General features: G+C 62.6%; 22 protein-coding genes and 1 pseudogene. 14 read left to right on the plus strand and 9 right to left on the minus strand.

The features are described from left to right. Window positions 1–195 precede the first annotated feature (195 nt). The 4 genes from FX984_RS04195 (at window position 196) to dapA (ending at window position 2,917) form a co-directional block, all read left to right on the plus strand. Window positions 196–816, plus strand: a complete 621-nt coding sequence (locus FX984_RS04195) for a LysE family translocator (RefSeq protein WP_154905338.1) — start codon at window positions 196–198, stop codon at window positions 814–816. Window positions 817–825: 9 nt separating this feature from the next. Then, complete coding sequence (locus tag FX984_RS04200) at window positions 826–1,218, plus strand: ester cyclase (protein ID WP_146476172.1); 393 nt, start codon at window positions 826–828, stop codon at window positions 1,216–1,218. A 33-nt stretch (window positions 1,219–1,251) separates the two neighbouring features. Continuing rightward, window positions 1,252–1,731: a VOC family protein gene (locus FX984_RS04205; protein WP_146476170.1), complete on the plus strand. Its 480-nt coding sequence runs from the start codon at window positions 1,252–1,254 to the stop codon at window positions 1,729–1,731. Between the two features lie 322 nt (window positions 1,732–2,053). Further along, window positions 2,054–2,917, plus strand: a complete 864-nt coding sequence (gene dapA / locus FX984_RS04210) for a 4-hydroxy-tetrahydrodipicolinate synthase (RefSeq protein ID WP_027608447.1) — start codon at window positions 2,054–2,056, stop codon at window positions 2,915–2,917. 519 nt (window positions 2,918–3,436) lie between these two features. Here the strand turns inward: dapA and FX984_RS04215 are convergent. Both FX984_RS04215 and atzF read right to left on the minus strand, forming a co-directional pair. After that, entirely contained in the window at window positions 3,437–4,129 is a 693-nt protein-coding gene (locus tag FX984_RS04215; protein WP_043293882.1) for a GntR family transcriptional regulator, read from the minus strand. Window positions 4,130–4,131: 2 nt separating this feature from the next. Next, entirely contained in the window at window positions 4,132–5,928 is a 1,797-nt protein-coding gene (gene atzF, locus FX984_RS04220) for an allophanate hydrolase (RefSeq protein WP_146476167.1), read from the minus strand. A 246-nt stretch (window positions 5,929–6,174) separates the two neighbouring features. Between atzF and FX984_RS04225 the strand changes: the two genes are divergently transcribed. After that, window positions 6,175–7,551 (plus strand): pyridoxal-phosphate dependent enzyme, encoded by a 1,377-nt coding sequence (locus tag FX984_RS04225; RefSeq protein WP_027608450.1) that lies wholly within the window; start codon window positions 6,175–6,177, stop codon window positions 7,549–7,551. Next, on the plus strand, window positions 7,548–8,714 hold the full coding sequence (locus FX984_RS04230) for a cystathionine gamma-synthase (protein WP_146476165.1): 1,167 nt from the start codon (window positions 7,548–7,550) through the stop codon (window positions 8,712–8,714). The genes FX984_RS04225 and FX984_RS04230 overlap by 4 nt, the downstream gene beginning before the upstream one ends. A 64-nt stretch (window positions 8,715–8,778) precedes the next feature. On the opposite strand, the gene FX984_RS04235 is transcribed toward FX984_RS04230, so the two are convergent. Then, a complete protein-coding gene (locus FX984_RS04235; protein WP_027608452.1) occupies window positions 8,779–10,977 on the minus strand; it encodes an OsmC domain/YcaO domain-containing protein in 2,199 nt (732 codons plus the stop codon). Between the two features lie 265 nt (window positions 10,978–11,242). Between FX984_RS04235 and FX984_RS04240 the strand changes: the two genes are divergently transcribed. The 6 genes and pseudogenes from FX984_RS04240 to FX984_RS04260 all read left to right on the plus strand — a co-directional run bounded on the left by FX984_RS04240 (window position 11,243) and on the right by FX984_RS04260 (window position 17,387). Beyond that, window positions 11,243–12,397 carry a GGDEF domain-containing protein gene (locus FX984_RS04240; protein ID WP_043293903.1) on the plus strand — a complete coding sequence of 385 codons (1,155 nt, stop codon included), beginning with the start codon at window positions 11,243–11,245 and terminating at the stop codon, window positions 12,395–12,397. Window positions 12,398–12,587: 190 nt separating this feature from the next. After that, window positions 12,588–12,776: pseudogene (locus tag FX984_RS33135) on the plus strand (PAS domain-containing protein); the annotation flags it as partial. A 195-nt stretch (window positions 12,777–12,971) separates the two neighbouring features. After that, window positions 12,972–14,069, plus strand: coding sequence for a methyl-accepting chemotaxis protein (locus FX984_RS04245; protein ID WP_419480793.1), 1,098 nt, complete (start codon window positions 12,972–12,974; stop codon window positions 14,067–14,069). A gap of 140 nt (window positions 14,070–14,209) precedes the next feature. Beyond that, window positions 14,210–14,830, plus strand: coding sequence for a LysE family translocator (locus tag FX984_RS04250; RefSeq protein ID WP_146476161.1), 621 nt, complete (start codon window positions 14,210–14,212; stop codon window positions 14,828–14,830). Window positions 14,831–14,964: 134 nt separating this feature from the next. Beyond that, window positions 14,965–15,900 (plus strand): EamA family transporter, encoded by a 936-nt coding sequence (locus tag FX984_RS04255; protein WP_098479363.1) that lies wholly within the window; start codon window positions 14,965–14,967, stop codon window positions 15,898–15,900. Between the two features lie 149 nt (window positions 15,901–16,049). Continuing rightward, window positions 16,050–17,387 carry an MFS transporter gene (locus tag FX984_RS04260; protein ID WP_092356996.1) on the plus strand — a complete coding sequence of 446 codons (1,338 nt, stop codon included), beginning with the start codon at window positions 16,050–16,052 and terminating at the stop codon, window positions 17,385–17,387. Window positions 17,388–17,511: 124 nt separating this feature from the next. On the opposite strand, the gene FX984_RS04265 is transcribed toward FX984_RS04260, so the two are convergent. The 3 genes from FX984_RS04265 to FX984_RS04275 all read right to left on the minus strand — a co-directional run bounded on the left by FX984_RS04265 (window position 17,512) and on the right by FX984_RS04275 (window position 20,667). Further along, a complete protein-coding gene (locus FX984_RS04265; protein WP_146476159.1) occupies window positions 17,512–18,009 on the minus strand; it encodes a DUF2269 family protein in 498 nt (165 codons plus the stop codon). A 3-nt stretch (window positions 18,010–18,012) separates the two neighbouring features. Then, the gene (locus tag FX984_RS04270; protein ID WP_146476157.1) at window positions 18,013–19,140 is read right to left on the minus strand and encodes a saccharopine dehydrogenase family protein; all 1,128 of its coding nucleotides are present in this window, start codon (window positions 19,138–19,140) and stop codon (window positions 18,013–18,015) included. A 120-nt stretch (window positions 19,141–19,260) separates the two neighbouring features. Beyond that, window positions 19,261–20,667: an XAC2610-related protein gene (locus FX984_RS04275; RefSeq protein WP_146476155.1), complete on the minus strand. Its 1,407-nt coding sequence runs from the start codon at window positions 20,665–20,667 to the stop codon at window positions 19,261–19,263. Window positions 20,668–20,796: 129 nt separating this feature from the next. Between FX984_RS04275 and FX984_RS04280 the strand changes: the two genes are divergently transcribed. Then, window positions 20,797–21,360 (plus strand): cysteine hydrolase family protein, encoded by a 564-nt coding sequence (locus tag FX984_RS04280; protein WP_146476153.1) that lies wholly within the window; start codon window positions 20,797–20,799, stop codon window positions 21,358–21,360. Here FX984_RS04280 and FX984_RS04285 read toward each other — a convergent pair. Next, on the minus strand, window positions 21,350–21,805 hold the full coding sequence (locus FX984_RS04285) for an NUDIX hydrolase (RefSeq protein WP_146476151.1): 456 nt from the start codon (window positions 21,803–21,805) through the stop codon (window positions 21,350–21,352). The genes FX984_RS04280 and FX984_RS04285 overlap by 11 nt on opposite strands. Further along, window positions 21,798–22,448, minus strand: a complete 651-nt coding sequence (locus FX984_RS04290; protein WP_065942112.1) for a TetR/AcrR family transcriptional regulator — start codon at window positions 22,446–22,448, stop codon at window positions 21,798–21,800. The genes FX984_RS04285 and FX984_RS04290 overlap by 8 nt, the downstream gene beginning before the upstream one ends. Window positions 22,449–22,520: 72 nt before the next feature. Between FX984_RS04290 and FX984_RS04295 the strand changes: the two genes are divergently transcribed. Beyond that, a complete protein-coding gene (locus tag FX984_RS04295; RefSeq protein ID WP_146476148.1) occupies window positions 22,521–23,387 on the plus strand; it encodes an aldo/keto reductase family oxidoreductase in 867 nt (288 codons plus the stop codon). A 5-nt stretch (window positions 23,388–23,392) separates the two neighbouring features. On the opposite strand, the gene FX984_RS04300 is transcribed toward FX984_RS04295, so the two are convergent. Further along, window positions 23,393–23,824: an HIT family protein gene (locus FX984_RS04300; protein WP_146476146.1), complete on the minus strand. Its 432-nt coding sequence runs from the start codon at window positions 23,822–23,824 to the stop codon at window positions 23,393–23,395. Window positions 23,825–23,882 lie beyond the last annotated feature (58 nt).

A 23,882-nucleotide genomic window follows, 5' to 3' on the forward strand; every position in this document is an offset into this window, starting at 1 on the left:
CTGCCGGTTCGCAGCACTAGCGGATGGTGCCAAGCGACTCGCATAATGCGCCACATGCGCGTGAGAAGGGTTTTGGGCATGACAAGTAGACGAGCCGCTGAGTCCACTGTTGGTCGAAAGCAACGCGCACATTGTCCAACCACCTCCACTCCCCTTATCCTCGACGGTCCCCGTCCGTCCAAAACCGGAGCCGCCATGGACCTCGCCACCCTCGCCCTGTTCCTCCCCGCCTGCTTCGCCCTGAACATGGCGCCCGGCCCGAACAACCTGCTGTCCGTCAGCAACGCCACGCGCTACGGCTACCGCACCTCGTGCCTGGCCGGTGTCGGTCGCCTGCTGGCCTTTGCCGGGATGATCGCCCTCGCCTCCGCAGGCTTGGCGGTGGTGCTGCAGACGTCGGAGTTGTTGTTCTACGCGATCAAGATTGTGGGCGCGGCGTATCTGTTTTATCTGGCGTTCCAGCTGTGGCGGGCTGATCAGCAGGCTGAGGCGCAATCGGCAGGCGCGAAGGTGGGTTTGTGGGCACTGGCGCGACAGGAGTTCCTGGTGGCGGCAGGCAACCCGAAGGCCATCCTGATCTTCACCGCGTTCCTCCCGCAATTCGTGGTCCACGGCCAACCCATCACCCCGCAATTCGCCGTGCTGGGCGCGCTGTTCCTGGTGTTGGAATGGATCGCCATCAGCCTCTACGCCTATATGGGCCTGCACATGCGCCGCTGGTTTGCCGAGCCGCGTGGCAAGCGGATATTCAATCGCTGCTGTGCGGGGTTGTTGTCGGCGGCGGCGACGGTGTTGTTGACCGCGCGCAGGGCTTGAGGAAAAAACATGACCCGCAACCAACTTGCCGACCTGTACCTCGGCTACATCGACTGCCTCAACCGGCAGGATTGGAACCGCCTGGGCGACTTCGTCCACCCGGACGTGTGCTACAACGCCCAGGTGGTCGGCCTGGAGGGCTACCGCGCCATGCTGGAGCGCGACTTTCGCGAGATCCCCGACCTGGTGTTCCACATCCAGTTGCTGATCGCCGATCCGCCCACCGTCGCCAGCCGGCTGAACTTCAATGTTACGCCCCGGGGCGAGTTTTTCGGGCTGGCGATCAATGGTCGCCAGGTGGCGTTCTCGGAGAACGTTTTCTACACGTTCGTCGACGGCAAAATCGCCCAGGTCTGGTCGGTGATCGACAAGGCGGCGATCGAACGGCAGTTGGCCGTCTAAACTCCATGGACCCATTGTCCGTGGAGACCGATCATGAAACCCAAGAACACCCTCTGCCTCTGGTACAACGGCACCGCCGAGGAGGCTGCGCGCTTCTACGCCAGCACCTTGCCCGACAGCACGGTCGACGCCGTGCACCTGGCCCCCGGTGACTACCCGTCCGGCAAACAGGGCGATGTGCTCACGGTGGAATTCACCGTGATGGGCATCCCGTGCATCGGCCTCAATGGCGGCCCGATATTCCCCCACAGCGAAGCGTTTTCCTTCCAGGTCGCCACCGATGACCAGGCCGAAACCGATCGCTACTGGAACGCCATTATCGACAACGGCGGCCAGGCCAGCGCCTGCGGTTGGTGCAAGGATAAGTGGGGATTGTCGTGGCAGATCACGCCTCGGGTGTTGACCGATGCGGTGGCCAACCCTGACCCGACAATAGCCAAACGTGCTTTCGACGCGATGATGACCATGACCAAAATCGACATTGCGGCGATTGAAGCCGCGATAAAAGGCTGATCCACCTGCACCGGCGCATTCAAGCCACGGGGGAAGTTGACACACCTCGTAATATTCCATGAAGATAGCCCCAGTCTTCATGGGTGTGTCAGCTTATGTCCGCAACCTCAGTGGTTAACCTTTCCGTCATTGGCTTGATTGCCAAGGCGCAAGGTTGCGTGGCGCACGCCCTCAAATCGAAGAAACAGTCGCTCATGTGACCGGGGCGCGCTGTCCCGTCAGATGAGCTGACAGGACATTGAGCGCGGACTCCCTCCCCCTTGCACAATTGCCCATGCCTTTCTGACGGTGACTCAAACGGTCAATCATCAGGAGAAAGTGCATGTCATCGTTTCAAGGTATCTGGGTTCCCGTGGTCACGCCGTTCCAGGACGGCGCCATCGATTTTGTCGGCCTGCACCGCCTGGTCAGCCACCTGCTGGACAAGCACGTGGCCGGGATCATGGTGTGCACCACCACCGGCGAAGCCGCATCTCTCAGCCGCCAGGAACAATTGGCGGTGCTGGATGCGGTATTGCAACAGGTGCCCGCCCACCGTGTGGTGATGGGTCTGGCGGGCAACAACCAGATTGAGCTGCTGCAATTCCAGGCCGAGGTGCTCAAGCGCCCGCTGGCGGGTTTGCTGGTGCCCGCGCCGAGTTACATCCGCCCCTCCCAGGCCGGCCTTGAAGCGTTCTTTCGCACGGTGGCCGATGCGTCCAGCGTGCCGATCATTCTCTACGACATTCCCTACCGTACCGGCGTGACCTTCGAGCAGGCGACCTTGCTGAACATCGTCGCGCACCCGCAGATCGTGGCGATCAAGGACTGCGGCGGCAACCTGGGCAATACCCTGGCGGTGTTGGCCAGCGGTGAGGCCGATGTGTTGTGTGGCGAGGACCTGCAGATCTTCAATGCGCTGTGCCTGGGTGCCAGCGGTGCGATTGCCGCGTCGGCCCATGTGTGCACCGAACAGTTTGTGGCGCTGTGGCAACAGGTAAGGGACAACCAGTTGGCTGAGGCGCGGGCGACGTTCCTTGGCTTGGTGCCGTTGATCAACACACTGTTCATGGAGCCCAACCCGGCGCCGGTGAAAGCCGCACTGGCGCTGGAGGGCTTGATCGAGAGTGAGTTGCGGGCGCCGATGCAGCGGGCAACCGAGGCGGTCATCGCAAAGCTGCAAAGGCTTTCACGCCAGGCCCAATAACCTGTGGTGAGCGAGCTTGCCCGCTCATCACAATAAGCTTGCGCAGGCTCACCCATTGCACCTCCACACCCCACGTGATCTGAGGACTACTCGTAACTTGTGGTGAGCGGGCTTGTCCCGCGCTGGGCTGCGAAGCAGACCCAAAACCAGGCGCTGCGGTTTACCTGACAGAACACAGGAAGCCTGATTGGGGCTGCTGCGCAGCCCGGCGCGGGGCAAGCCCGCTCACCACAACAAGCCCGCTCACCACAGCAAGCCCGCTCATCACAATAAGCTTGCGCAGGCTCACCCATTGCACCTCCACGCCCCACGTGATCTGAGGACTACTCGTAACCTGTGGTGAGCGGGCTTGCCCCGCGTTGGGCTGCGCAGCAGACCCAAAACCAGGCGCTGCGGTTTACCTGACAGAACACAGGGAGCCTGATTGGGGCTGCTGCGCAGCCCGGCGCGGGGCAAGCCCGCTCACCACAACAAGCCCGCTCATCACAACAAGCCCGCTCACCACAGAAGCTCAGGGCATCAGGAAATCTGCCCCCCCACCTGCCGGGCGGTATGCAACCGGTGCAACGTGATCTCGCGCACCGCCTGCTTGCTCAGTTCGATATGCCGCTTCAGCAGGTGCTGCGCCTGGTCAGCCTGGCGTTGCACGATGGCCGCAAGTATTTGCCCATGCTCTTCGTACGTCGCCGCAATGCGGGGCGCCTGGGTAAAGTCGAGCCGCCGGATGATGCGGATCTGCTCCGTGATGGCGTAGTGCATGCGCGCCATTTCACGGTTGCCGGTGGCTTCCACCAACGCGCAATGAAAACGCTCATCCAGCGCCGATACGGCCTGGGCGTCCTCCAGGCGCTCGCCCTCCTGCACCTGCCAGGTGGCCTGCAACGCTTGCAGCATCGGGTTCGGTTCATCCATCGCACATAACCGGCCGACAGCCGCCAGTTCCAACACGATGCGCACGTCGTAGAGCTCTTCGAAGTAGGCGAAATCGAACGGCTTCACCTGCCAGCCGCTGCGAAAATACACCTCCACATACCCTTCCCGTTCCAAGCGATACAGCGCCTGACGCACCGGCGTGCGACTGGCGTGCATGCGTTCGGCCACCTCGCCTTCGCTGAAGCGATCGCCCGGCAGCAGGCGGAAGTCGAAGATATCCGCCTTGAGCTGCGCGTAGACCTGCTCGGCCAGGCTGTCGGGGCGTGTCTTGGCCCCCATGCTCAGCCCCGGCTCGCAATAAAGGCGCGCCAGCCACCGAACTCGGTGATATCGAGGGCGTCGGCCAGTGCCCAGGGCTCGCAGATGAAGCCTTTGACGCTGCGCCCATCCGCCAGCAGCAGGTTGCCGATCCCCAGCGGTGCGGGGATCTCGGCGACGAACTCGCCAAAGCGTGCGAGGGGCATGTCCCACAGCTCGACAATGATCGCCCGACCGCTGTCCGCCTTGGCCAGCCCTGGCTTGGGCGGCACCGTGCCCGGCAGCGCGTACAGGCGGTAAGTGTCGGCCGTCAGGGTTTGCTCCACCAGCACCGCGTTACGCGTCGTCAGTTGGACATTCAGTGGCATGCCGGTGAGGTGCGCGCCCACCACCGCCACGCGCACGCAGCCGGGGGCTTGGGCGGGTGCGGACGGTGACGGCAGATAACGCTGGGTGGCGCCCAAAAGCAGCTCCAGGCTGGCTTGCCAGCGCTTGCCCAGGTGCGCCAGCGCCGTGTCATGCCAGGCCGGTGCGAGCAAGGTAATGCCGCTGGGCAAGCCATCGGCGCGGATACCGGCCGGCAGCGCCAGGGCCGAGAGGTCGGCCAGGTTGGTGAAGTTGGTGTAGTAGCCGAACTGCGAGTTGTAGCGCACCGGCTCTTCCGCCATCTCGGCCATGGTGCGCAGGGTTGGCGAAGTCGGCACCAGCAAGGCATCGAAACCGGCCAGGCTGTCGTTGATGCGGCGGCTCAGTTCGGCCCGCAGGTATTCGGCTTTGAAGGCGTCGCAGGCGCTGTACTGGCGGCCATTCTCGACAATGCCGCGCACCACCGGGTTGATTGCCTCGGGCTGGTTTTCCAGCATGCTTTCCAGGGCCACGGTGCGTTCGGCGACCCAGGGGCCGAAGTACAGCTGGTCCGCCAGTTCCTTGAACGCAGTGAAATCCACCGGGGTGATCACCGCGCCCAGCGCCTTGAAGTGTTCGACCGCGTGTTCGAACACGGCCTGGTTCTGGGTATCGCCGAAAAACTCCAGGGCCGCCGGGATGGCCAGCTTGATCGAAGCGCCCACCGCCACTGGCGCCGTGTTGGGGTTGGCGCGGGAATAGGCATCGCTGGCGTCGTATCCCGCCGCAACGTGCGCCACGGTCTCGGCATCTTCCACGGTCAAGGCAAACACCGAGACGCAATCCACCGTGCGGCAAGCCGGCACCAGGCCAGTATTGGACAAACGCCCCTTGGTCGGCTTCAACCCGACGATATTGTTGAACCCCGCTGGTACGCGCCCGGAGCCCGCCGTGTCGGTGCCCAGGGAAAACGCCACCAGCCCACGGGCGACCACCGACGCAGAGCCGGAGCTGGAGCCGCCGCTGACGTAATCGCCATTGAAACTGTTGCCCACCGCGCCATACGGCGAACGGGTGCCCACCAGGCCGGTGGCGAACTGATCGAGGTTGGTCTTGCCCATCAGGATCGCGCCGGCGGCGCGCAGCTTCTGCACGACCGAGGCATCCCGGGTCGCGCGGTAGGCAAATTCTGGGCAGGCGGCAGTGGTGTCCCAGCCGGCCGCGTCGATGTTGTCCTTGATCGCAAACGGCACGCCATACAACGGCAGCTGGGTCATATCACCGCCCAGCGCTGCCAGCCGTTCGCTCAACTGTGCCAACTGCTCGGCCAATGACGACGGCTGGGCGCGGGCGATCCAGGCGCTGTCCTCGGGGGGGTATTGCGCGGCCAGGGTGAGCAAAATGTCCGGCGTGATCGCGCCGCTGCGGTAAGCAGCCTGCCATTCACCGAGGGTCCAGCCAAAAACGTTGTGCATGGGAAACTCCATCTTGTATCCAAGTTTGGATTTCTCTAAAGCAAAGCCCACGCCAGGTCACTCTGCCAGTGATTACGCAGGTATCGCCGCACAACGTGCGCTTAGATAGCGCACCCGGGCATCGTCCATGCGCCAAAAAAAGACATTCAATCGACCCCTCGGTTGCGACCGACCCGATACCGACCTACTGTTCCAGACCATGCTCTGCCATTTGCTGTCCCCCACCCTAAGCCTTCAGGTGACGACATGCCCACGCTCCCCCGCCCTGCCGTACTCGAGCTGATCGGCAACACGCCGCTGGTTCGGGTCAGCCGTTTCGATACCGGCCCCTGCACGCTGTTCCTCAAGCTTGAATCCCAAAACCCCGGCGGTTCCATCAAGGACCGCATCGGCCTGGCCATGATCGACGCCGCCGAACGCGACGGCCGCCTGCGCCCCGGCGGCACCATCATTGAAGCCACCGCCGGCAACACCGGCCTGGGCCTGGCGCTGGTGGGCCGGGCGAAAGGTTATCGGGTGGTGCTGGTGGTGCCCGACAAGATGTCCACGGAAAAAGTGCTGCACCTCAAGGCCATGGGCGCCGAGGTGCATATCACCCGCTCCGATGTGGGCAAGGGCCATCCCGAGTATTACCAGGACATGGCCGCGCGGCTGGCCAAGGAAATTGACGGCTGTTTCTTCGCCGACCAATTCAACAACCCGGCCAACCCCCTGGCCCACGAGACCAGCACCGCGCCGGAGATCTGGGCACAGACCCAACACGATGTGGACGCGATCGTGGTGGGTGTCGGCTCGGCCGGCACCCTCACCGGCCTGACGCGCTTCTTCAAACGGGTGCAGCCCGAGCTGGAAATGGTCCTCGCCGACCCGGTGGGTTCGGTGATGGCCGAATACAGCCGCAGCGGAAAGCTGGAAACACCTGGCTCGTGGGCGGTGGAAGGCATCGGCGAGGACTTCATCCCGTCGATTGCCGACCTGTCCAGCGTGCGCCACGCCTACTCCATCAGCGATGAAGACAGCTTCGATCACGCCCGCCAGCTGCTCAAGGCCGAGGGCATTCTCGGCGGTTCCTCCACCGGCACCCTGTTCGCGGCCGCGCTGCGTTATTGCCGCGAGCAGACCGTGCCCAAGCGCGTGGTCACCTTCGTTTGCGACACCGGTACCCGCTACCTGTCGAAGGTCTACAACGACCAATGGATGACCGATGCGGGCCTGCTGCACTACAAGCACTACGGCGACCTGCGCGACTTGATCGCGCGGCGCTTCGAAGATGGCCGCGTGATCAGCGTAAGCCCCGACGACACCCTGCTCACCGCCTTCCAGCGCATGCGCCTGGCGGACGTGTCGCAACTGCCGGTGCTGGTGGACGGCCGCGAACTGGTGGGGGTGATCGATGAGTCCGACATCCTGCTGGGCCTGCACCATGACGCGGCGGACTTCTCCATGATGGTCGCCAGCGCCATGAGCGACAAAGTCCACACCCTGGCCCCTGGCGCCAGCCTGGCCGAATTGCAGGCCGAACTGGACCGCGGCCTGGTCGCCATCATTGCCGACGCGGCGGGCTTTCACGGCCTGATCACCCGCGTCGACCTGCTCAACCACCTGCGGAGATCCCTTGCATGAGCCAGCCCGATAAAAGCGCGTTTGCCACCCGTGTGATCCACGCCGGGCAGTCACCCGACCCGACCACGGGCGCGCTGATGCCGCCGATCTACGCCAACTCCACCTACCTGCAGGACAGCCCCGGCGTGCACAAGGGCTTCGACTACGGCCGCTCCCACAACCCCACGCGGTTTGCCCTGGAGCGCTGCGTGGCCGACCTCGAAGGCGGCAGCCAGGCGTTTGCCTTCGCGTCCGGGCTGGCGGCAATCTCCACGGTGCTGGAGTTGCTGGATGCCGGCGCCCATATCGTGTCCGGCAACGACCTCTACGGCGGCACCTTCCGCCTGTTCGACAAGGTGCGCCAGCGCAGTGCCGGGCACCGTTTCAGCTTTGTCGACCTGAGTGATGTGACGGCGTTCGAAGCGTCCTTGCAGGACGACACGCGGATGGTCTGGGTCGAAACCCCAAGCAACCCGCTGCTGAGCCTCACCGACCTCGCCGCCATCGCCCGGATCTGCCGCAGCCGCGGCATTCTCTGCGTGGCCGACAATACCTTCGCCAGCCCGTGGATCCAGCGCCCGCTGGAGTTGGGTGTCGACATCGTGGTGCACTCCAGCACCAAGTACCTCAATGGTCACTCCGATGTGATCGGCGGCATCGCCATCGTCGGTGACAACCCCGAGTTGGCCGAGCGCGTGGGCTTTTTGCAAAACTCGGTTGGGGCCATCGCCGGCCCGTTCGACGCCTTCCTCACCCTGCGCGGCGTGAAAACCCTGGCCCTGCGCATGGAGCGCCATTGCAGCAACGCCCTCGACCTGGCGACCTGGCTGGAGCAGCAACCGCAGGTATCACGGGTCTATTACCCAGGCCTGGCGTCCCACCCGCAGCACGAACTGGCGCGCAGGCAGATGCGCGGGTTTGGCGGGATGATCTCGGTGGACTTGAACAGCGACCTGAACGGCGCCACGCGCTTCCTGGAAACCGTCAAGCTCTTCGCCCTGGCCGAGAGCCTGGGCGGCGTGGAAAGCCTGATCGAACACCCGGCGATCATGACCCACGCCAGCATCCCGGCGGCGACCCGCGCGCAGTTGGGGATTGGCGACGGGCTGGTGCGGTTGTCGGTGGGGGTTGAGGACGTGGAGGATCTACGGGCAGACCTCGCCCAGGCCTTGGCCCGGATATAAATCCCCCCAGAAAACAAAGATCAACTGTGGGAGGGGGCTTGCTCCCTCCCACATTGGGTATGCGTCACCCCTGGACGATGTTGGCACGCGCCGAATGCAGCTTCTTGTAGCTCTCGATCAAGCGCAAATGCCGGTCCAGCCCTTCCAGCTTCATGCTGGTCGGCGTCAACCCATGGAAGCGCACACTGCCGTTGACCGAACCGATCACCGCGTCCATCCGCTCATTGCCGAACATGCGGCGGAAGTTGGCTTCGTAGTCCGCCAGTTCCAGGTCGTCGTCCAGTTCCATCTCCAGCACCGCATTCAACGCCTGGTAGAACAGGCCACGCTCGGCGGTGTTGTCGTTGTACTGCAGGAACATCTCCACGCACTCCTTGGCCTCTTCGTACTGTTGCAAGGCGAGGAAGATCAGCAGCTTCAATTCGAGGATGGTCAGTTGGCCCCAGGCCGTGTTGTCGTCGAACTCGATGCCGATCAGGGTGGTGATGTCGGTGTAGTCGTCCAGCTCGCTTTCGATCAGGCGCTCGACCAACCCCTGCAATTCCGCTTCGTCCAGGCGGTGCAGGTTGAGGATGTCCTCGCGGAAGAACAGCGCCTTGTTGGTGTTGTCCCAGATCAGGTCGTCCACCGGGTAGATTTCCGAGTAATCCGGCACCAGGATGCGGCAGGCGGTTGCGCCGAGGTGTTCGTATACCGCCATATAGGCTTCCTTGCCCATGCCTTCGAGGATGCCGAACAAGGTCGCGGCCTCTTGGGCGTTGGAGTCTTCACCTTCGCCTGAGAAGTCCCACTCGACAAATTCGTAGTCCGATTGGGCGCTGAAGAAGCGCCACGACACCACACCGCTGGAGTCGATAAAGTGCTCGACGAAGTTGTTCGGCTCGGTCACCGCCTGGGCTTCGAAGGTCGGCTGCGGCAGGTCGTTCAAGCCTTCGAAGCTGCGGCCTTGCAGCAGTTCGGTAAGGCTGCGTTCCAGCGCCACTTCCAGGCTCGGGTGGGCACCGAACGAGGCGAACACGCCGCCGGTGCGCGGGTTCATCAAGGTCACGCACATCACCGGGAATTCGCCGCCCAGGGACGCGTCCTTGACCAGCACCGGGAAACCCTGGGCTTCCAGGCCTGCAATACCCGCCAGGATGCCCGGGTACTTAGCGAGCACGTCAGCCGGCACGTCCGGCAGGGCAAATTCGCCCTCGATAATTTCGCGCTTCACCGCACGCTCGAAAATCTCCGACAGGCACTGCACCTGGGCCTCGGCCAGGGTGTTGCCCGCGCTCATGCCGTTGCTGAGGTAGAGGTTCTCGATCAGGTTGGACGGGAAATACACCACCTCGCCATCCGACTGGCGCACGAACGGCAGCGAAACGATGCCGCGCGCTTCGTTGCCGGAGTTGGTGTCGAACAGGTGCGAGCCGCGCAACTCGCCGTCGCGGTTGTAGACCTTCAGGCAGTAGGCATCGAGGATTTCGCCGGGCAGCTCGTCATTCGGGCCCGGCTGGAACCAGCGCTCGTCCGGGTAATGCACGAACGGCGCGTTGGCCAGTTCCTCACCCCAGAACTGGTCGTTGTAGAAGAAGTTGCAGTTGAGCCGCTCGATGAACTCGCCCAACGCCGACGCCAGGGCGCCCTCCTTGGTCGCGCCCTTGCCGTTGGTAAAGCACATCGGTGAATGGGCGTCGCGGATATGCAGCGACCACACGTTTGGCACGATATTGCGCCACGAGGCAATCTCGATCTTCATGCCCAGGCCGGCAAGGATCCCGGACATGTTGGCGATGGTCTGCTCCAGCGGCAGGTCCTTGCCGGCAATATAAGTGCCCGCCTCGCTGCCCGCGCCCGGCATCAACAGGGCCTGGGCATCGGCGTCGAGGTTGTCCACTTCTTCGATCACGAATTGCGGCCCGGCCTGCACCACTTTCTTCACGGTGCAACGGTCGATGGAACGCAGGATGCCCTGGCGGTCCTTATCGGAAATATCGGCCGGCAACTCGACCTGGATCTTGAAGATCTGGTTATAGCGGTTTTCCGGATCGACAATATTGTTCTGCGACAGGCGAATATTGTCCGTGGGGATGTTGCGCGTGCTGCAGTACAACTTGACGAAGTACGCCGCGCACAACGCCGACGAGGCCAGGAAATAATCGAACGGCCCCGGTGCCGAGCCATCGCCTTTATAGCGAATAGGCTGGTCGGCAATCACCGTGAAGTCATCGAACTTGGCTTCAAGCCGGAGGTTGTCGAGAAAGTTGACCTTGATTTCCATGGGGGCACACCAGAATAACGGGCTAAACAAAATGGCCGCCATTATGAGGTTTTTCATCGGGAAGTTTCAGGCTTTTCAATCATGCGGGGTGATGGATAGCGGTTCTGCCGGCGCGATTCCCCACCGGACGTGCTGAATAACAAGTGAATATTTCATGCATCAATGCCCCGCAAATTTTATCTCATAGCATTTGAAAAGCCGCTGGAACGGTGCCAGCATGGCTATGTGCCACTATTTAATTTCAGCGCTTCAGGTGAGGGTCAATATGGAATATCAACTCCCTGCAACAAAGGCGATGAGATGGCTGACAAATGCAGACGCGCCGTATGACACACGTATACGCAGCGAACTTATAGCCGGGCCTTTTTCTTCGAAGGGGGTGCTGTGGGTCGGCTGGTTTAACAGCCTGGTGATATGCACAGTCGTGGTTACACTGCGCCCGAGCCAATTCTTCATTGCCTGGCTCATCATTGATTCGATGATCTGGGTCTCACGGTTAGCACTGCTGTATTGGATCAATACATACGGCGGCCAAAAATATCCTTATGTCATTGATCTATCGTTATTACTGGGCCTGGTCTGGGCGGCGGAGCTGGGCCTGGGTACCGCTGGTTGCCTGATCAGCGGCGATGCGATTCTTCAAGTTCTCGGGTGCACGTCAATGGTCAGCGTGAATGCCGCGATCGCCATGCGCAACCAAGGCGTACCGCGCTACGCATTCACTCAAATATTGCTGACGGATGTGCCCATGAAGCTCGCCACCTTGTTTCAGCCGGAGCCGCTGCTCAGGATATTCCTGCTCCAGGCCCCGCTGTACTTGACGGGCATGTGGCTACTGCTCAACACGTTGAACGATAACCTGGTGCGCGCGTTACTGGCCGAGGCCAAAAACCAAATCCGCGCGACCCATGACCCCCTCACGGGCCTGTACAACCGTATGGGGATACTCGAACTGATTGAAAACACCCTGGCCCGCAGCCGGCATGCCGATAAACACTTTGCGGTGCTCTACATAGATCTGGATGGTTTCAAGGGCATCAACGATAACCACGGACATGCTGAAGGTGACAAGGCGTTAGCCGAATTTGGCGCAACACTTAAATCGATTGTCAGGCTAAACCAGGATTGTGCCGGCCGCTTGGGCGGAGACGAATTTATTCTGCTGATGAATAATTCCGGCATGACCTCTGCCACCCTTGCAGCGCAACGAATTATAGACACATTGCGACAGGCCTCTGAGCGTTGCGCTCTTCCCTATGCCTTGCAAGCCAGCATCGGCATTGCCCTCTTTGAAGGCGCCGACAGTACGTCACATACCTGTGCACAAACAGTGATTGCCCATGCGGATGGTGCGTTATATGAAGCCAAGCGCGCAGGCAAAAACTGTTTTCGTATCGCACCAGGACAATTCGCCATTTAGGCCCTCCTGAACGCCATTCGTCACGTCTCGGTTTATATCAAACAATCGCCATCAACTTATTCCGTGTGATGCCGATGAACTTATGGCAATTCAGGGAGTAGTCGGAATGCGCAACAACCAGCCTGTAACACAGCGCGAGATTTCACTCGCGCCTTCGCAAAAACTCATCTCCGCCACCGATGTTCAAGGGATGATCACTTACTGCAACGACGCCTTCGTCGATATCAGCGGTTTTGAACGCGCCGACCTGATCGGCGCGCCCCAGAACATCGTGCGTCACCCCGACGTGCCACCCGCCGTTTTCGCCCACATGTGGAGCGCGCTCAAGCAAGGCCTGCCTTGGATGGGCATCGTCAAGAACCGCTCGAAAAACGGCGACCACTATTGGGTCAATGCCTACGTCACGCCGATCTTCGACGGCAGCCGTGTCGTTGGCTTCGAGTCGGTGCGGGTCAAGCCCACGACCGATGAAATCCGCCGCGCCCAGGCCCTCTACCGGCGTCTGAGCCAAGGCAAGCCGGGCGTGCCGCGCCAGGATGCCTGGCTGCCGGCGGCAGTGAGTTGCGTGCCGTACATGGCCACCGGTGTGGCGGGCAGCGTCGCCGGGCTGTTCCTCAGTGCACCGGCGGCCGTCGCAGTGGCCGTGGCGGTCGCGCTGCCGGTGGGCCTGCTGTGCTCGCGCTGGCGCCAGGGCAGTACCCTGCGTCTATTGGAGGGGGTCGAACCCTCGACGTCGGATGCCTTGATCGCGCAGATGTACAGTGACGCACGCGGCCCACAGTCGCGTTTGGAAACCGCGTTCCTCAGCCAGACCGCGCGCCTGAAAACCTGCCTCACCCGCCTGCAGGACAGCGCCGAACAACTGAGTACCCTGGCGGGGCAATCCGATCAGTTGGCTGCCGCCAGTGCCAAAGGCCTGAACCGCCAGCGCGTGGAAACCGAACAGGTCTCGGCGGCCGTCAACCAGATGGCCGCGACCACCCAGGAAGTCGCCAGCCATGTACAACGCACCGCCGACGCCACCCAACAGGCCAACGTGCTGACCGGGCGCGGCCGCGAAGTGGCGCGCGATACCCGTGAAGCCATCGAGCGTCTGTCCACCATGGTCGGCGAGACCGGGGTGACCGTGGCGCAACTGGCCAGGGACAGCGACGAAATCGGCAGCGTGGTGGATGTGATCAAAGGCATCGCCGACCAAACCAACCTGCTCGCCCTCAACGCCGCAATCGAAGCGGCACGGGCCGGCGAGCAAGGCCGAGGCTTTGCCGTGGTAGCCGACGAAGTGCGCCAACTGGCCCAGCGCACGTCACAATCGACCACCCAGATCCATGGGCTGATCACCAAGCTCCAGGCATCCTCCAGCAACGCGGTGCAAAGCATGGAAAACGGCCAGCGCCAGGCCCAGGAAGGCGTGGCCTGGGTGCTGGAAGCGGACCAGGCCCTGGTGGGGATCAGCGAAGCGGTGTCGCATATCACCGACATGACCACCCAGATCGCCGCCGCCACCGAAGAACAAAGCGCCGTCGCCGAGGAGATCAGCCGCAACATCACCACCATCGCCGAACTGGCCGACCAGACCTCGATACAAGCCCATCAATCCACGGACCTGAGCAAGGAACTGACCAATACCGCGTCCACCCAATACGCGCTGGTTGAACGCTTCAACCGCTGAAGGCAGACAAGCCCGCTCACCACAACAAGCCCGGTCACCATAGTAAACCTGCTCACCACAACAAGCCCGCTCGCCACAAGATAACCACTCATGCCAAGCTTGGGTTAACGCCCACTCATCCCTCTGCATGAAGCCCGCTCATGTCCATCGCCGACAACCTCATCGCCTTCACCTTCGCCGCCACTCTGCTGACCCTCACGCCGGGGCTCGACACCGCCCTGGTCCTGCGCACCGCCACGGTGGAAGGCAAGCGCCAGGCGCTGCAGGCCACGCTGGGCATCAACGCGGGTTGCCTGGTGTGGGGCGCCGCGGTTACGTTTGGCCTGGGCGCGTTGATCGCGGTGTCGGAGATGGCGTTCAACCTGCTCAAGTACTGCGGCGCGGCTTACCTGGCCTGGCTGGGGCTGAACATGCTGGTGCGTCCGCGTCGCTCACTGGCACCGGCCGCAGACGACCGCAAGCCCGGCGGCAACTGGTTTATCAAGGGCATGCTGGGCAATGTGCTGAACCCCAAGGTGGGGATTTTCTACGTGTCGTTCCTGCCGCAATTTATCCCCCAAGGGCATTCGCTGATTGCCTGGACCTTCGGCCTGGTGAGCATCCATGTGCTGCTCGGGCTGCTGTGGTCGCTGGTATTGATCGGCGCCACGCAGTCGCTGTCCGGGTTCCTGCGCCGCGAAAAGGTCATCCAGTGGATGGATCGCACCACCGGTGTGATCTTCTTGCTGTTTGCCGCAAAACTCGCGCTCAGCAGGCGCTGAGTTTTTTTCCAGACCAAATCCCTCCTTGCTCCCTCGGCGCAAACACGCTACAAATCACCCCGTCGCGAAGTTGTACGACAACCTAAAAATAAATCGCCATCCCCGACGATGGCGCCAACCGCCCGAGCCCCAGCATGACTCCGCCTGCCCCGACGCAAACTGCCCCCGCCCTGTTCTCCCGCCCCATTGCCGTGTTGATTCTGCTCTGCATGGGCTGTGCCTTCGCCGGCAATCACATCGCCGCTCGGGTCGCCTTCGATGATGGTGCCGGTGTGCTGTTGGCCATTCTGCTGCGCTCGGGTGGCACCTTGCTGGTGCTGGCGGTGCTGGTACTGTGGCAACGCCAAAGCCTGCGCCTGCCCGCAGGTGCATGGCGCTGGCAAGTGCTGCTGGGCCTGCTTATCGCTACCCAGAGCCTGTGCCTCTACTCCGCCGTCGCCCGTGTGCCGGTGGCGCTGGCGCTGCTGGTGGGCAACGTGTTCCCGATTCTGCTCGCCCTGCTCAACTGGGCATTCGGCGGCCCACGTCCGACGGCGCGCACCGCCTTGCTGATGGGGTTGATTCTGGTGGGCCTGGTGTTTGTGCTGGACGTACCCGGCCGCCTCTCAGGCCATGCCGATATCGGCCCGCACTGGCTGCTCGGCGTCGGCCTGGCCCTCTGCGCCGCGTTCGTGTTCGCCTGCGCGCTGTGGATCACCGACCACAAGTTGTCCCAGGTGCGCGGCTCCGTGCGCAGCCTGCTGACCATCTTCATCGTATTCAGCAGTGTCAACCTCGCCGGCCTCAGCGGCGCCCTCCCCGGCGGCCTGAACCCGCCGGCCACGGGTACCGGCTGGCTGGCACTCGCAACGTTGGTGGTGCTGTACGGCACCGGTTTTATCGTGCTGTTCATGTCGGTCCCGCGCCTGGACATGCCGCGCAATGCGCCGGTCATGAACATTGAGCCGCTGGCCACGCTGTTGATGGGCTGGGTCGTGCTCGATCAAATGCTCAGCGCCGGCCAGATAGTCGGCGGCGTCATCGTGGTGACCGGGATTGTGCTGCTGACCTATCGCACGTCTGCCCGGTAACGATAAATCCCCGCCTGACCTGGCCCAATTCCTGCCTCCCTCATCCCACCCGGTCGCTACTGACTACGCGGACGACTCTTTTGAGCCCGGCCGCCCAACACCCTCCCCGGATAATCCAGCATCTCCGACCCCCTTCCGAGGCCTTCCCCATGACGAGCCCCTCCACCGAACAGGTAAGCCCCCAAACCCTGCGCAAGGTCATCATCGCCGCCGGCATCGGTAACTTCGTCGAATGGTTTGACTTCGCCGTGTACGGTTTCCTCGCTACCACCATCGCCCAACAGTTCTTCCCCAGCGGCGATGCCAGCGCGGCCTTGCTCAAAACCTTCGCGGTGTTCGCCGTCGCCTTCGCCTTCCGGCCCCTGGGCGGGATTTTCTTCGGCATGCTCGGCGACCGTATCGGGCGCAAGCGCACCCTGGCCATGACCATCCTGCTGATGGCCGGCGCCACCACCTTGATCGGCCTGCTGCCCACCTACGCCGCCATCGGCGTCACGGCGCCGATCCTGTTATCGCTGATCCGCTGCGCCCAGGGCTTCTCCGCCGGCGGCGAATACGCCGGCGCCTGTGCCTACCTGATGGAGCACGCGCCCCGGGACAAACGCGCCTGGTACGGCAGCTTCGTGCCGGTGTCGACGTTCTCTGCCTTCGCCGCCGCCGCCGTGGTGGCGTACGCACTCGAAGCGTCGTTGTCCGCCGAGGCGATGGGCAGTTGGGGCTGGCGCCTGCCGTTCCTGATCGCCGCGCCGCTGGGCCTGGTGGGCCTTTACCTGCGCTGGAAGCTGGATGAGACGCCCGCCTTCCAGGCCGTGAAGCAGGAGCACGCGGTGGCCCACTCACCACTCAAGGAAACCTTGCGCAACCATGGTGCGGCGATCTGCTGCCTGGGCGCTTTTGTGTCACTGACGGCGCTGTCGTTTTATATGTTCACCACCTACTTCGCCACGTACCTGCAAGTGGCCGGTGGGCTGAGTCGGGCGATGGCGTTGCTGGTGTCGCTGATCGCGTTGATCTTCGCCGCGGCGATTTGCCCGCTGGCGGGGCTGTATTCGGATCGCGTGGGGCGTCGGGTCACGGTGATGACGGCGTGCGTGTTGTTGATGGTGGTGGTGTATCCGTCGTTCCTGATGGCCAGTTCCGGTTCGTTCACGGCGTCCATTGTCGGGGTGATGTTGCTGGCGGTCGGCGCAGTATTGTGTGGTGTGGTGACGGCGGCGTTGCTGTCGGAGACCTTTCCGACCCGCACGCGCTATACCGCCTCGGCGATTACCTACAACATGGCGTATACGATCTTCGGCGGCACCGCGCCGCTGATGGCCACGTGGTTGATCAGCACCACCGGCAGCAACCTGTCACCGGCGTTCTACCTGATAGCCGTGGCATTGCTGGCGTTGGCGGGCGGACTGGCATTGCCGGAGACGTCGAGGATTTCCCTGCACGACGTGGGCGCAGAGGACAAAAGCCCGGCGCCGCTGCTCTCGCGTTAAGCACCCACACCGTCCAAACCGTAGCAGCGGCCGACGCATGAGCAGCGCTTTTTGAGGGGGCCGCTATGAACACAGCGCTATGCATCGTTGCACCGGTTTGGGATGCCAAGCCTTGAGCGGGCACTCAGCCCGCCGCCAACAGCCCGACCAACTGCCACGGCGTCATCTTCGTCACCATGATCATCACGATCACAAACATCCCCAGGAAGCCGAAGACGCCCAGCCAGAACCATTGCCGGTACACACCACGGTATCCATCATCCAGCTCCGTGTCGGTCTCGACCGCCCGCGAGGCCATCTGCTGCATGCGCTTCTGCAGTACCAGCACCGGCAGCCACAGCGAGCCCACGCCGAGGAAGATGATCAACGCGGTCAGTACCCATTCCGTGGTCACAGGCAGCCCGGCAAGCTGGATCAGCAGCAAGCCCGTGATGATCTGAATGACGCCCGCCGGCGTGGTAATCCAGGTATCAAACCGCACGACCATGCGCGCCACTTGGGCGATCACTTGCGGGTTGGCCGTGCGACTGGCGGCGATCAGGTAGAGGTACGAGCCCATGCCGAAGCCGAACAGGAAAATCGCCGCGATGATGTGCAGGTACTTCAGGCACAGGTAGAGCATCGGTCAGGCCTTCCCGTCAGAGAAGCGCACCGCCAGGCTGAGCTTCGTCGGTTCGTTGATGGCGGCCATGTATTCGTCGACGCTGATTTCACCTACGCACGGGCGGGCACCGGGTTCGGGCACGTAACCGTGGGCCATTTTGATGGCAAGGGCGACGGCCGCGCAGCTGGGGATTTCCGGTCCCTTGTCGTCCAGGGCCGTGAGTTGCACCGCCAGGGACAGCGGCTGGCCTTGCATGCCCAGACCCTGCACGTCGATGTACATCGCGCTTTTGCCATCGCCAAATCGTTCGAACCAGGTGCCCAGGCGATGCAGTCTGGCGGCCCATGCAAGGTGGTCGCGCACAATGCCCATGCGTAGCGCTTGCGCCAGCAGATAATTGGCGACACCGCCCAGCTTGAGCCCCGCACCGGCCTTGAAGCGCAGGGTATGGGCGCCATAACGGCCAGCGAATATATCCATGTCGGGCACGTCCACATTGGCCAGCACCCGCGTGCCGAGCTGGGGCATCCTGCGCAGGGTCAGGTCCTGCCAGCCCAGCACTTCGTGCACCTGGCCCTGCTTGAGTTGCTTGATCGGTTTGCCCGCGTAGGCAAGCACGCCTTCGATGGTCGACAGCCCCGGCATCTTCGCCGAAGAAGAAATGCCATGCTCGATGGTGTCGATGCGCATGAAGCGATAGCGGTACTGATCGATGAGGGCGGACGACAACGTCGGCACAGAGCTGCAACCGCTGAGGACGGCCACGCCCGCCTGCCGGGCTTTCGCATCCAGCACGCCGACGCCATTGACGAAGGTCCGGCAATCCGACAGGTCGCAGTAGTTCACGCCCGCGTCGATGCAGTGCTGGGCGACGGCATAGGACTGCCCCTGGAACGGGCCGCCGGTGTGGATCACCAACTGGATGTCCATCGACTGCAAGACGCCAGCGAACCCGGCCGCCATGGCATCGCCGCACCAGCTTTCGCACTCGCGGCCCGAGGACGTTTTCAACCCGTCGACTTTGCCCTGCAACTTGTGTGAGTTGCGGCCCGAGACCACCAGTTCAATGCCCGGCGCGCCCGCCAGGTGCCGGCAAATGATGCTGCCAAAGTTGCCGTAGCCGCCGATCACCATCACCCTGAGTGCCATTGCCTGCTTCCTTGATCAATCAATTGTGCGCCGAGCCTGAAGCGGCCGGCGGTTGAAGATACCCGATGTGTCTAACCGCCTGATCCAGGATCGACACTCAGGCGGCATTACTCCCCGGTTTCAGGGCTGCTTACGATAAAACCCGGTCAGGTAGTCCTGGCTGTCCGGCGCCGAGTTGTGCTCGATCACGGCAAAGCCCTTCACCAGTTGGATGTGATACGGCCCGGCCCGAGGGGGCGCCTGGGGTGTGCGCACGATGATCAGGTTTGCGGTTTCCATCGGCACGCGTTGGTGCGTAGTGATGATGATCTTGTCGGTGCCGGTGTCTTTGAGCGTCACGTTGAGTTCCGCCACTTCCCGGCCCTGGGCGTCGCGTTCGGGAAGGATTTTCAGGTCCAGGTCACCGTCGCGGCCGAGGAAGTCATCGCGCATCTGGTAATGGCCATCGCGCTGGTCGCGGGCCACGTCGCCGAGTTTGTCGTACTCAGGCGCCCGGTCCTGCCTGTGCAGTTGAATCTGCAGCTCGGGCTGGTCGCCCTTGGCGCCACGGACCCAGGTGCCCGCGTAGGCATAAGGTTCGACGGTTTCCCGCGTGATGCGCCAGATGCCGGTTTGACGGCCATCATCGGCGTATTCGTGCAGGTAGATAAACGACTGGTCGCCGTATTCACCCTGATCCCCCACCAGTTTGATCGGCTTGCCGCTGCCGCTTTTGGTGTAGCGCACCTCACCGATCAGCACCGCGCCCTGTTGCTGGTACCAGAGCTGCACCGGGATCTTGCCGTTGAGGGTGCCGGCCAGGAACTCGGGGTCTTCGTTGACCGGTCCTTCCAGCCTGGGCGTTTCCAGCCACTGGCCGTCCTTCCACTCACCGGTGGTGCGCAGCATGTAGCCGCTGGGCATGCTGTTGTTGGCGTCATCGTCCGTCGCCGGCACTTCCGCCTGGGTGTACGCGCTGAGTCGCACCAGTTTGCCGTCGCGCATCTGATAGCGGCTGGCGCGGGTCCAGCAGCAACCCCGGTCGGTCTGCGAATGGATAATGCCGTCCTTGGGATTGATCGAAAACATCCCGCCGGAGGTCTCGTTGGCCAGGTCGGTCAAGGGGCCATTCAGCACCCAGTGGGACGTGTGCGGGTCTTGCAGATACACGTCGTAACTGGACTGGAAGTCCTTGTCCGCCCCGGTGCCATTGCGGATCGCCAGGTCCTGGCGGCCATCCTGGTTGATATCGGCGAAGTACACCACGCCGTTCTCCCCCATCAGGCGCCAGTCTACGGTTCTGCCTTGCTGGTCCAGCGGCACCTGGGCATCCGGGGTCTGCAATTGCTGAAGGATTTCGAGGGAGCGTTTGTCGCGCAGGGTGATGAGCGCCGGCGCCAAGTGCTGCAAGTCCTGCGGCACGTCCGGGAACAAAACCTCGACCAGGTATTGACCGCTGGGGTCATTGACCGAGAACGAACGGGGGTCGGCCATGACGGGAGCGGCCAGGGCCAGGGAGAGGAGTACACCGCTGAGTCGCGTACGCATCCAACGCATCCTTGCTGAAATTCCGGGGGCGGCAGTGTAAAGGCAAATGGCAAAGGCATCGAACAAATCGCTGTTTAGGCCCATTCAATGGCTGCTATGTTTTGTGCCTCACGAGCCAAAGGACGTGCCATGGAACCGTTAGCCATAAACGCCGCACTGGTGATCATCGACATGCAGCAGGGCATGAATGACCCGAAGCTCGGGCGCCGCAACAACCCGCAGGCCGAGCAACAGTTGCAGCAATTGCTCGGCGCCTGGCGGCAGTCGGGGCGGCCTGTGGTGCACGTCAGGCACATCTCCCGTACCCCCGGCTCGGTATTCTGGCCGGGCCAGCCGGGCTGCGAATTTCAGCCTGCGCTGCAACCACTGGCCCACGAACACGTGGTGGAAAAGAACGTACCCTGTGCCTTTATCGCCACCGGGCTGGAACGCTGGCTGCACGCGCGTTCGATCAAGCAACTGGTGATCGCCGGGGTGATCACCAACAACTCCGTCGAAGCAACCGCACGCACAGGCGGCAACCTCGGCTTTGACGTGCTCGTCGCCGCAGACGCCTGCTACACCTTCGATCAAACCGATGGGTCCGGGCGCCTGTGGCCAGCGGAGGACGTGCACGCGCTGTCGCTGAGCAACCTGGCCATGGACTACGCCAGGGTGGTCGAGACGGCCGGGATTCTCGGCGCTATGCGCTGAACACACCGGCTTGCACCAGCATGTCAACCAGCGCTTCAGGCCAGACCGTTTCCTCGGTGGCACGCAACGCCTGAGCCGACCACCAATGATGGTCCGCCATCACCTGGGTCTCTTCCAGGGTCCATGCGGCCCTGGACAGTTCGGTGCTGGCGGTGTGCACTACAAAGTAATGCTCGACGGCCGACACCGTTTCACCGCTGGGCAGCATCAGCGCAAACCGGCGCTCGGCGATAGGCGCGGCAACGGCCTGCACCTGGATACCGGTTTCCTCGCGCAGCTCGCGGATGGCAGCGGCCTCGAAAGTCTCCCCCGGTTCGACACCGCCGCCAGGGGTAGCCCAGTAATTTTGACCGGCCAGTGCGCCGTCTTTATGGATGAACCTGAAGAGCAGTACTTCGTGCGCGGGGTTGATCACCAGCAGTCGTGCAGCCTTTCGTTCACGCATGGGTCTTCCTTGGGGTCGGGGGTTGATGAGCCTGCAGATACGCCCTCAGCATCAAGGTGGTTTGCTGCTCCAGCGCAGCCTCGAACGCAGGCGCGGCGTTCCCCTCAAGCAGGGTGCGCACCGGGCCGACGATGGCACTCAGCGAGATCGCCGCGACCAGGCCAGGGTCGTCAAAGTGGGCGTCGGACGCCGTTGCCAGCATGGCTGCAATCGCGCCCACCATGCGCAGGTTGATACGTGCGACCAACTCCGGCCCGCCGCGTTCGGCTGCGATCGCATAGAGCGCCTTGGATACCGCCTGTTCGCGCAATTTTGCGGTGAGTAATGCCTTGACCAGGCCGCCCGCCATCTCCGCAACCGACGCGCCCTGAAGCCCGGAGCACGCCAGCTCGACGCTATCGGCCACGCGCACCAGGTGTTTTTCCAGAATGGCGGCGAGCAACGCATCGCGATTTGGGTAGTACTGGTAGAGACTGCCCACCGACATTCCCGCGCGCTCCGCCACCCGCGTAGTGGTGCAGCGCACCAGGCCCTGCTGGGTCAAAACCTGAAGGGTTGCCTCATGCAATGCTTCGACGGTTGCCGCAGAGCGTGCTTGAACCGCTGATTTTCTTGGCTTCAATGACGCTTTGACGGTGCTCATGGAATGCGAATTCCAAAATCTGAAGGATCCTTCATATTAGGGCCTTATTCAGTTCAAGCAAGAGCAGCAGTCATGAGCAACCTGGCAAGCAGCGGCACCTTCACCCTTGGCGACCATAAGGTCAACCGCATCGGCTACGGCACAATGCAACTGGCTGGGCCGGGTGTATTCGGCCCGCCCAAGGACCGGGATGCGGCCCTGGCGGTACTACGTGAGGCCGTCGCAGCCGGTGTGAACCATATCGATACCAGCGATTTCTACGGACCGCACGTCACCAACCAAATTATCCGAGAGGCGCTGCATCCTTACCGGGACGACCTCACGATCGTCACCAAGATCGGCGCCCGTCGCGACGATCAAGGTGGATGGCATGGCGCAGCATCGAAGGCGGAACTGACCCAGGCCGTGCATGACAACTTGCGTAACCTGGGCCTGGACGTGCTGGATGTGGTCAATTTCCGTTGCACCCACAACCTGATGGGCACGGCAGAAGGCTCGATCGCAGCGCCCCTGGCCGCACTTGCCGAACTGCAACAGCAGGGCCTGGTACGCCATATCGGCATCAGCAACGTCACGCCGACGCAAGTGGCCGAAGCCCGTGGCCTGATTGAGTTCGTCTGCGTGCAGAACCTGTACAACATCGCCCACCAACACGACAACGCCTTGATCGATGAGCTGGCCAGGGACGGCATCGCCTATGTACCGTTCTTCCCCCTAGGCGGATTTACCCCGGTCCAATCATCGACACTGACTAACGTTGCCCTGCGCCTGGGCGTAACGCCAAAGCAACTGGCCCTGGCGTGGTTGCTGCGTCGCTCAGCGAATATCCTGCTGATTCCGGGGACCTCATCGGTCGCTCATTTGCGAGAAAACCTCGCCGTAGCCGAACTGGACCTGACGGACGACGTGCTGGCAGAACTGAACGACATCGCAGGGTAAACGCATCAGCCTGCCAGTAATTGCGCGATAGCCTTACGCAACTCCCCATGCACGTCTTCCGCGTACGGCAACGCATTTTTCCAGTCATAAAACCAAACGGGCATCTTGCGCTTGTCATCCGGTTCCGAGGCGTAGCGCGGGAAAATATGGCAATGCAACTCCGGCTCCGAATTGCCCAGGATCTCGTAGTTCATCCGCAATGCACCGCTGGCTTGCAGCACCGCGTCGCCGATGCGCGCCATGTCGAGTAGGTAGATCGCGCGGGCGTCGGCATCCAGGTCGTTCAGGCTGGCGACCACCGGGTCGGGCAATAGCAGGCAGTAGCCAGGCAGGAATTGCACATCGCCCATCACTGCCCAGCCTGAGGGCATGCGGCAGATGACTTTGTCGTTAGTGCCGTTGCGGGCCTGTTCTACGCGTTCCATGATCAGCGGCATACCCTGTCCTTGCGTTAGGTGAGTGCGGGCTGCATCTTAACCATCGTCGACATTTTCA

The sequence above is a fragment of the Pseudomonas marginalis genome (genome assembly GCF_008692035.1).
Taxonomy (GTDB): domain Bacteria; phylum Pseudomonadota; class Gammaproteobacteria; order Pseudomonadales; family Pseudomonadaceae; genus Aquipseudomonas; species Aquipseudomonas marginalis.

What these genes read in the sequence shown, in the direction of transcription:
- FX984_RS04200 (WP_146476172.1), top strand. Translation starts at nt 826, where the DNA reads ATGACCCGCAACCAACTTGCCGACCTGTACCTCGGCTACATCGACTGC.
- FX984_RS04285 (WP_146476151.1), bottom strand. Translation starts at nt 21,805, where the DNA reads ATGCGTGAACGAAAGGCTGCACGACTGCTGGTGATCAACCCCGCGCAC.
- FX984_RS04265 (WP_146476159.1), bottom strand. Translation starts at nt 18,009, where the DNA reads ATGCTCTACCTGTGCCTGAAGTACCTGCACATCATCGCGGCGATTTTC.
- FX984_RS04280 (WP_146476153.1), top strand. Translation starts at nt 20,797, where the DNA reads ATGGAACCGTTAGCCATAAACGCCGCACTGGTGATCATCGACATGCAG.
- FX984_RS04215 (WP_043293882.1), bottom strand. Translation starts at nt 4,129, where the DNA reads ATGGGGGCCAAGACACGCCCCGACAGCCTGGCCGAGCAGGTCTACGCG.
- FX984_RS04255 (WP_098479363.1), top strand. Translation starts at nt 14,965, where the DNA reads ATGACTCCGCCTGCCCCGACGCAAACTGCCCCCGCCCTGTTCTCCCGC.
- FX984_RS04195 (WP_154905338.1), top strand. Translation starts at nt 196, where the DNA reads ATGGACCTCGCCACCCTCGCCCTGTTCCTCCCCGCCTGCTTCGCCCTG.
- FX984_RS04275 (WP_146476155.1), bottom strand. Translation starts at nt 20,667, where the DNA reads ATGCGTACGCGACTCAGCGGTGTACTCCTCTCCCTGGCCCTGGCCGCT.
- FX984_RS04235 (WP_027608452.1), bottom strand. Translation starts at nt 10,977, where the DNA reads ATGGAAATCAAGGTCAACTTTCTCGACAACCTCCGGCTTGAAGCCAAG.
- atzF (WP_146476167.1), bottom strand. Translation starts at nt 5,928, where the DNA reads ATGCACAACGTTTTTGGCTGGACCCTCGGTGAATGGCAGGCTGCTTAC.
- FX984_RS04245 (WP_419480793.1), top strand. Translation starts at nt 12,972, where the DNA reads ATGGCCACCGGTGTGGCGGGCAGCGTCGCCGGGCTGTTCCTCAGTGCA.
- FX984_RS04270 (WP_146476157.1), bottom strand. Translation starts at nt 19,140, where the DNA reads ATGGCACTCAGGGTGATGGTGATCGGCGGCTACGGCAACTTTGGCAGC.
- FX984_RS04295 (WP_146476148.1), top strand. Translation starts at nt 22,521, where the DNA reads ATGAGCAACCTGGCAAGCAGCGGCACCTTCACCCTTGGCGACCATAAG.
- FX984_RS04225 (WP_027608450.1), top strand. Translation starts at nt 6,175, where the DNA reads ATGCCCACGCTCCCCCGCCCTGCCGTACTCGAGCTGATCGGCAACACG.
- dapA (WP_027608447.1), top strand. Translation starts at nt 2,054, where the DNA reads ATGTCATCGTTTCAAGGTATCTGGGTTCCCGTGGTCACGCCGTTCCAG.
- FX984_RS04230 (WP_146476165.1), top strand. Translation starts at nt 7,548, where the DNA reads ATGAGCCAGCCCGATAAAAGCGCGTTTGCCACCCGTGTGATCCACGCC.
- FX984_RS04260 (WP_092356996.1), top strand. Translation starts at nt 16,050, where the DNA reads ATGACGAGCCCCTCCACCGAACAGGTAAGCCCCCAAACCCTGCGCAAG.
- FX984_RS04205 (WP_146476170.1), top strand. Translation starts at nt 1,252, where the DNA reads ATGAAACCCAAGAACACCCTCTGCCTCTGGTACAACGGCACCGCCGAG.
- FX984_RS04250 (WP_146476161.1), top strand. Translation starts at nt 14,210, where the DNA reads ATGTCCATCGCCGACAACCTCATCGCCTTCACCTTCGCCGCCACTCTG.
- FX984_RS04300 (WP_146476146.1), bottom strand. Translation starts at nt 23,824, where the DNA reads ATGCCGCTGATCATGGAACGCGTAGAACAGGCCCGCAACGGCACTAAC.
- FX984_RS04290 (WP_065942112.1), bottom strand. Translation starts at nt 22,448, where the DNA reads ATGAGCACCGTCAAAGCGTCATTGAAGCCAAGAAAATCAGCGGTTCAA.
- FX984_RS04240 (WP_043293903.1), top strand. Translation starts at nt 11,243, where the DNA reads ATGGAATATCAACTCCCTGCAACAAAGGCGATGAGATGGCTGACAAAT.